Origin of the sequence: Malonomonas rubra, from assembly GCF_003247215.1 — a bacterium.
In the GTDB taxonomy this organism is placed as follows: domain Bacteria; phylum Desulfobacterota; class Desulfuromonadia; order Desulfuromonadales; family Geopsychrobacteraceae; genus Malonomonas; species Malonomonas rubra_A.
Window position 1 is genome coordinate 1 of the sequence record NZ_QKAP01000101.1, and the last position, 7,510, is coordinate 7,510.

Sequence of the window (7,510 nt, forward strand, 5' to 3'; positions counted from 1 at the left end):
TCCGTGTTTCTTGAAAGGAGCCAGCCTATTAAAGGGATGTCACTAAGAAAGGGGAGACCTGTTTTGCCCTCCGTTTTGTCTTTACGCAACAAACCACCAATAATGGTTTGCTCCCCATCTTTCAAGGTTAAAACAGTTGATGCATTGGTAGTCGTTATGCGTAAGGGAACCGATTTAATCCCAGTGTATTCAACCTTAGCCCCTTCACTGACTTCCAAGGAAACCTTTGTTACGATGGTACCATCCAACTGGATATCAGGTTCTACATCTAGCTTAATACCAGTATCGACATATTGAACATTCTCTGATACCTGGTCTGTCCCGCTTGTCGTAACGGTAATGACCGGTTCACGCGTACCGATATGGACTTTGGCCTTCTCCATGTTTTTCACTCGAACCCTGGGATTAGCAAGCAATTCAGTGTCATTCGCCGCTTTTGTCATCGCGAATGATGCGGACGGCAGGGTATAAAAACCTTCGAGCCCATTGAGTGAATTAATCAACCCTGTTGTTGTAACCGCTGCAGTAGATTCAGTACTGAAAGCATTGGCAATAATATTACCTTCCTTGTTTCCAATACCGACCTGTCCACCATACGTAGAGAGCGCAGGACCAAATGTCATATCGTCAGAGACCGTTACCGAAAGCAATTCCAACTCGTAGACTACTTCAGAATCAGCCCTGTCGGCAGACTCAAGGATCTGCCGTGCAAGATTAATAGCCACCGGTGTATCCCTTACCACCAGAGCGTTCAACTCTTCATGTACATAAACCTTACGCAGGGTCAGCATAGTCCGCAAAAGATTGACGGCCTTCTTGGCATCAATATTCGATAAGTAGAAAATCTGCACCAACTGATCTTCGTATTGCTTCTTCTTGTCGCGGGTATTCGGATAGATCAGAATCGTCTTGGGATTGAGCACCTTCATTTCAAGCTGATTCAATCTCAACAACAGCTCAAGGGCCTGGGCAAAGGTTGCCTGTTCAAGAAAAACCGTGAAGGTCTTACTGCGGATATCCTCATCGTAAATAAAGGTAATTCCTGACAACCGCGAGATGACACTGAAGGCATCTTTGATGTCTGTTTTCTTGAACTTGAGGGTGATCGGTTCACTTGAGCTGAGCTCAAGCTCCTGGCCGGCGACCATCGTTTTATGGACCGCACTGACCCGCGCGGAAAGGTCCTGAGCCGGCTTGAAGTCGGGATCCATGTTAAGAACCTGGGTCACGATCTGGCGCGCCAGGGCAATCTTCCGTTCCCTAAACAACTGCTCACCATCGTTGACCATCATTTGCAGATCAATTTTTCGTTGGATCTCTACATGTTTGAGGCGAGCGACATCCTGAGATGGATCGAAGGAATATGCTTTATCATAGGCAACAAGCGCTTCCTGCAATCGCCCCTCACTTTCGAGTTGCTCTGCATCTTTCACTGCTTCATAAGCAGCCATTTCCCGCGATTTCTGAAGTTGGATGCGATACTCGATGTTATCCGGATCTTCCTTGACCGCCTCGTAAAACTTGGTTGTTGACTCTCCGAATCGCCCTTCGGCATCAAGGTCAAGCCCCTCTTGATAGGCAAAATAACCGGAGCAACCGGAAAGTATTACGGCGACAGCACCCAGGAAAATCAGGCGAAGAAAAGTGATGTGTTTATTCATTGGATACCTCGTTACTCGAAGACGGCAATTGTGTCGTAGGGGTTTCGGGTATAGCTTCGCCTGCAGGCGGATTGAGTACCCCCCCAAACTGATTTGAGCGGAACGGACGAGCAGAAGCCCCAGGAAAGTTCGGTTGCCCGGGCGATCTCGGTTGCACAGGCACGTTCGGTTGCTCCGCAGGTTCAAATTCGGGGCTTTCAGGCGCACTTCTGCCTGTCGCACCGGAAGGTGCAGATGGAAGGCTCGAAGGGACCAGAGGCTGTTTCTCTACCAACGGAATCACAATGCGTCCTTGAGTCGACTGCTCAATCACGAGCTGCTCCGGGGTTATTTGCACGGCATGAAACTGATCGTTACGACCAAATCTGCTTCCTTCCTGAACCAGGAAAATTTCGCCGTTCGACGACAGGAAAATTGTCCAGCTGTCCTGCTTGCGCAAATAGCCCATGAACGTAAAGCGGGCCAGATCACGACGAACAATTTCAACCGGCGACGGCTTTATGATCGGCACCGGTACCGGTACCGGCCGTTTGACCACTGGCTTCGGTGGTGGCGGCGGAACAACCTTGGGACGAGGAAACAGATCGCCAAAAAGATCGCGTTGCACACCCTCATACGGCTCGGGCTCCCTGTCAAGAAGCTCAAGCTTGACCATCTTGTCCCGTGCATCCTGATTGAGTGCGCCGGTCCTTGTTTCCCGTTCTCGTCGACCTGTATCAAGCCGTTGTGAACCGGGCGAGGCAAAGTAGGCATAAAACAGCGCCAGAAGCAGCACCACGAGGAGAATTATCAGCAGGAGCTTTTTACGCTTCATTCACTCCCTCCCTCGCGGAAATATGTCGTGAGTTTAATCTGCATGGAGATCTCTTCATCCTGCCCCTCTGCAAGGCTGATACTGTCAAGTATGACAATTCGGGGCGAAACCTCCAAGAGATGTACAAATTTTTTAAGTTGTCGATATCGGCCACTGACCGTAAAGGATAATGAATAACCAAGCAACGCAAACTTTTCGACCTTTTCCGGCTTATACGAAACACTCTCGATCTCGAAGCCGGCCTTATCAGCAAGACGCGAGATGTCGAGTACCAGATCAGACAATGCTTCTCGACTCGGGATCAATGCGTGAACCCGCGCGATATCATCTCCAGCCTTGCGATAAAGTTTCGGCAAGGACATTGGAGCTCCACCCGATCCCATGCGGCGGACTTCGGATTGCAGACCGATCATGCTCCGCTCCGCATCGTTGATTGCCGGCGAAACAAAATAGGACATAACAACGAAGAGCAGTAGATTAAGAACTGCAAAAGCCAGACAGGCCGTTAAGAGGCGTGGCTCGCTTTGCCATATAGTCAGCGCGTATTTACGGATTTGAGAAAAGCGCATTTATGTCCCCTGCACCAACAGAAGTTCAAAAGCAATAGCCTTTCTTTCTCGACCATCACGATCCTTGATTTTCTGTTGGCTCTGCTTTAACAGATAGACCTCGGAAAACTCTTCTGATGAAATGAGGTTATCGATGAATTTACGCAAGTGCGAGAGTTCACGAGCATAACCACTGAGCTCAAGCGAGTTGTCCTTGAAGTCCGGTTTGATCGATTTAACCGCCACGCCGCTGAAGGCCTGCTTTTCGAGTTTACTGAGCAAATCAGTCCAGCGGAAGCTGTCTCGCTCCAGAAGTTGGTTTATAAATGCGACCTCCGCCCAACGGAGATCGAGCGTCTCGGCACCGACCTGTTCGCCATCCTGTCCGCGCAATTCAGCTCGCTGAGAATTCAATTCTTCAATTTTCTGTTGCACATCGGACAGGTGAGATGTATCCCGCACCAATAAATACCCAGCGACAAAAAGCCACACGGCTAAAGCCGAGATAGCCACGAGAATCCCGAATTTTAGAGCCCGTCGATTGATATAGGTCCGTGTCGAGAGATTGATCGCAGGTTTCATGATCTCACATCAACCTTTCAGCAGCCCCGATAGCGGCAGCGAGTACCTGGGGTTGAGCATGACTCATTGTAATCGTAGCGTGTTTCTGCAAATCGAGTGTCTGCACCTCTTTTTCAAAGCATCCTTCTAGGGCTTGGCGCAATGCATCTTCATGCTCCCAGTCGGAGTGCATAAAAACTGCAGCTTTGCGCAACTGCGGAGTGGTCCTGCAAACAGCCACCAGGGTCCGGCTGAGCTCCTGAAAGACGCTCTCAGCCTCCTGCACTACCGACCTCGCCCTGAAATAGACCGGATGCCCCTGAACATTGTAGTGAATCGACAAGGATTCTCCGTCAACAGAAACCAATACGAACGACTCATCCAGAGTGAAACGCGGCCGGTAATAGTTGTACAGGTTCATGGCATGAAAATCGATCAGGACCGCTCCGTAACCCGCTTCTTCGAGCGCGTCTTCATACTCCGTGAGAATGTCTGAGCGGATCGCCGCCACCAAGACGCGCTGTTTTCCGGCATCGGTCTGCCCGACAAACTGAAAATCGATATGTGTAGAAGCAGGCTCGCCGGGGAGGCTGTTCTTTAGCTGCCACTTGAGAATCTCTTCACCTTCCTGATGGGTTTTAAAAACAGTTTCTACTTCAGTCAGAAGTGTTCGCCCGGTGCAATCAGGTAACGACAATACGATACGTTCTTCACGATCCGCCAAGGGGGCAAGAATCTCTCGGACCTGAGAGACAAAACGGAAACGATCAACCAAGTTAGGTTCACGCGATGAAAAACGAATAACCTCCGGCGCAGGATTTAAAAGACGAGCACCGGCAAGTTCCGTGTCGCGGCCATGACGGCGCAGGGCTACGGCTCTAAAACTATGTGAGGCAAGATCAAGCCCCAGAAAAGTACGACGTTTCACGTTAACCTTTCTCCGCAAATGTAACCCGGTTTACCTCTCGCAGGGAGGTGATGCCGGCTGCAAATTTTTCAACCGCCGAATCGCGCAGGAAAACCGAGCCCTTGCTCCGCGCGGACTTTTTAAGCTGCGAAATCGGCGTTCTCTGCATAATCATCTCGCGTAGCTCGTCGTCCAACTCCAGCAACTCGACAATAGCGCTGCGGCCATGGAACCCGACTCCATTACATTCACGGCACCCTTTTTCGTGGTAGAGTGTTCGACCAGCGACGTCTTCTGGAGAGACTCCAGCTTCAATCAGTTCAGCGTCTGAATACTCAACTTCTTCGCGACAATGATCGCATAAGCGGCGCACCAGCCGTTGTGCAAGTACGCAGTTCAGCGAGGAGACAAAATTGTATGGGTCCAGCCCCATGTGCAGGAAGCGTCCCAGGACATCGAAGGTATTGTTGGCATGCACGGTGGTGAAGACCAGGTGTCCAGTCAGCGCAGACTGTACCGCAATTTGAGCGGTTTCCGGATCACGAATTTCGCCGACCATAATTTTGTCCGGGTCGTGGCGTAAAATTGAGCGCAACCCACGCGCAAAAGTGAGTCCTTTCTTTTCGTTTACCGGGATCTGTACGACCCCTTTCAGCTGATACTCAACCGGATCTTCGATGGTGATGATCTTGTCTTCCTCGTTGAAGATCTCTGTCAAGGCTGCATACAGCGTCGTCGTTTTCCCGCTCCCTGTCGGACCGGTAACCAGGACCATCCCGTACGGCTCACGGATAATACGTCTGAAGCGGGGCAACTCACGCTCGGGAAAACCTAACACTTCGAGTGTTAGGCCTTTGAGATCGGCGGCAATCGATTCTTTGTCGAGAATACGAATAACCGCATCCTCACCAAAAATACTCGGCATGATCGAGACACGAAAGTCAATCGACTTTTCACCCAGACGAACCTTGAAGCGGCCATCTTGAGGAATACGTCGTTCGGAAATATCAAGTTCGCTCATAATCTTGATGCGCGAGATAATCGGCCCCTGAAAACGAAGGTCGAGAGGCTCCGTAGCCCGATACAAGACCCCGTCGACACGATACTTGATGATGACACCGTCCTGGTTCGATTCGATATGGATATCGCTGGCCCTTTTTTTAAGGGCGTCGAAGAGCGTCGAATCAATCAAGCGGATGATCGGGCTGGTATCGGCGGTCAGCTTCTCGATTGAGAGAACTTCCTCACCCTTCTCGGTCTCCTTGACCAGTTGAAGCTTGAAGTCCTCTGAAACCTCTTTGAGCACCCTTTTTGAGCCCTCGGCTCGCTCCAGTAATCGCTCGATCTTGGAACGGGCGGCCACATTGAGGATCAGGTTCTCGCCCAGCATAGTCTCGAGGTTGTCAAATTCCTCGACCTGGGTAGGATCATCAATTGCGATAACCAGCCCACGCTCGTTACGCTCAAGTGGAAGAAAATGATACTGCATGGGGGTGCCGGTCGGAAGAGAGGCCAACAACTCGGGGTCGGCCTGAAAATCATCAAGGGCGACGTAGGGGAGTTGAAACTGTTCTGCCAGTGATTGGGCAAGGGTCTCGTCCTTGAGCAGGCCATGATCGACGGCCGTCTGTCCGAAACGCCGCCCAGAGGTTCCCATCTGCTCGAGCACCAGCTCGACCTCAGCCGGAGCTATTGCCCCCATCTCCACCAGGATCTCACCAATTTTTCGTCGTTGAAACTTCACATCGCCTCCAGATCAGCGTACCGTCCCGGCCAGTTGGAAAATCGGGATATACATTGCAATTACAACACCTCCGATCATCAACCCCATGACCAACATCATCAACGGCTCGATCATCGAAGTCAGGCGCTCAAGCCGCTGCTCGACTGCAGACTCGTAATAGCTGGACACCTCAAGCAGCATCTCGGGAAGGGCGCCGGTTTTCTCTCCCGCACCGATCATTCGTAAAGCCAGAATCGGGAAGACCTCTGTCCCCTCGAGCGACCTTGCAAACTCGCCACCCTCCTCAACAGCATGGGTCACCGTGAGCAGCTTGTCTTCCAGCAGTCGATTGTTGAGCGTTCCGCGGCTCATCTGCAACGCCGTGACCAATGGAATACCGCTGGTCAACACCGTCGCAAGCGTGCGGCAAAATCCGGACAGAGCATATTCGAGTTGCAGAGCCCCGAAAAAAGGGAGCTTGAGCTTCAAGCGATCAAACAGCAACCGACCTTTTTCCGTACTGACCCAGAAACGAAAAAATACTGAGGCGCATAGTATTATCAAAACGAGTAACGGCAACATCTTCACAACACCGCCCGAAAAACCGATCAGGGCTCGAGTCACCCAGGGGAGCTGGGTGGCAGAGTCGATATAAATCTGACTGAAACGAGGCACAACCCATAAAATCAAAAACGACAGCACCGATATCGTTACAAACCCCAATAAAGCCGGGTAAAAAGAGGCTTCACGCACTTTACTGCGTACCGCCTCGACTCTTTTCTGATAGGCAATAAAACGCTCGAGCGTCACCGGGAGATCTCCGGTACGCTCTCCCGCCTTGATAGCCGCCACATAAAGGTAAGGGAAAAACTGCGGGAACTTCTCGAACGACTCTGAAAGAACACTGCCTCCCCGTACGTCTTCACGAATATCCCGCAGTGCATTACGAAACGCTCCTGGCTCCATGCGTTCGAGCAACGTATCGAGAACCTGCAGGATTGGCAACCCCGAGCGGATCATCACCAGCAGCTCCTGATTAAAGGTCAGAAACTGCCGTCCCTTGAAGCGTCTATTTACTGCTCCTGATTTAACCAGGGCCTGAAACGGGCGTGACTGCACAACGAAAACCGAGAAGCCCTGTTCCTCGAGACTCGCGCGCAACTGTTCTTTGCTGGCCGCCTCAAACTCGCGCTCAACAACCCGTCCATCCGATGTACCAATTTTACATAAGTAGCTAGGCATATCCCTGAAATCTATCATATTTTCATGATATTTCGTATTAAAAAGTTATAAAAA

At 51.0% G+C, this 7,510-nt stretch carries 7 protein-coding genes; all 7 read right to left on the minus strand.

What is annotated here, in order from left to right:
* A partial coding sequence (locus Q7J88_RS10780) for a secretin N-terminal domain-containing protein (RefSeq protein WP_303722206.1) occupies positions 1 to 1,661 on the minus strand: 1,661 nt, incomplete at its 3' end.
* Complete coding sequence (locus Q7J88_RS10785) at positions 1,654 to 2,475, minus strand: hypothetical protein (RefSeq protein ID WP_303722208.1); 822 nt, start codon at positions 2,473 to 2,475, stop codon at positions 1,654 to 1,656. The genes Q7J88_RS10785 and Q7J88_RS10780, both read right to left, overlap by 8 nt.
* A complete protein-coding gene (locus tag Q7J88_RS10790; protein WP_303722209.1) occupies positions 2,472 to 3,044 on the minus strand; it encodes a type 4a pilus biogenesis protein PilO in 573 nt (190 codons plus the stop codon). Before Q7J88_RS10790 ends, Q7J88_RS10785 begins: the two co-directional genes overlap by 4 nt.
* Positions 3,045 to 3,485 carry a PilN domain-containing protein gene (locus Q7J88_RS10795; RefSeq protein ID WP_303722210.1) on the minus strand — a complete coding sequence of 147 codons (441 nt, stop codon included), beginning with the start codon at positions 3,483 to 3,485 and terminating at the stop codon, positions 3,045 to 3,047.
* Between the two features lie 124 nt (positions 3,486 to 3,609).
* Complete coding sequence (pilM, locus tag Q7J88_RS10800; protein WP_303722211.1) at positions 3,610 to 4,512, minus strand: type IV pilus biogenesis protein PilM; 903 nt, start codon at positions 4,510 to 4,512, stop codon at positions 3,610 to 3,612.
* 1 nt (position 4,513) lies between these two features.
* Positions 4,514 to 6,193, minus strand: a complete 1,680-nt coding sequence (locus Q7J88_RS10805; RefSeq protein ID WP_369682017.1) for a GspE/PulE family protein — start codon at positions 6,191 to 6,193, stop codon at positions 4,514 to 4,516.
* Between the two features lie 54 nt (positions 6,194 to 6,247).
* Positions 6,248 to 7,456, minus strand: a complete 1,209-nt coding sequence (locus Q7J88_RS10810) for a type II secretion system F family protein (RefSeq protein ID WP_303722213.1) — start codon at positions 7,454 to 7,456, stop codon at positions 6,248 to 6,250.
* Positions 7,457 to 7,510 lie beyond the last annotated feature (54 nt).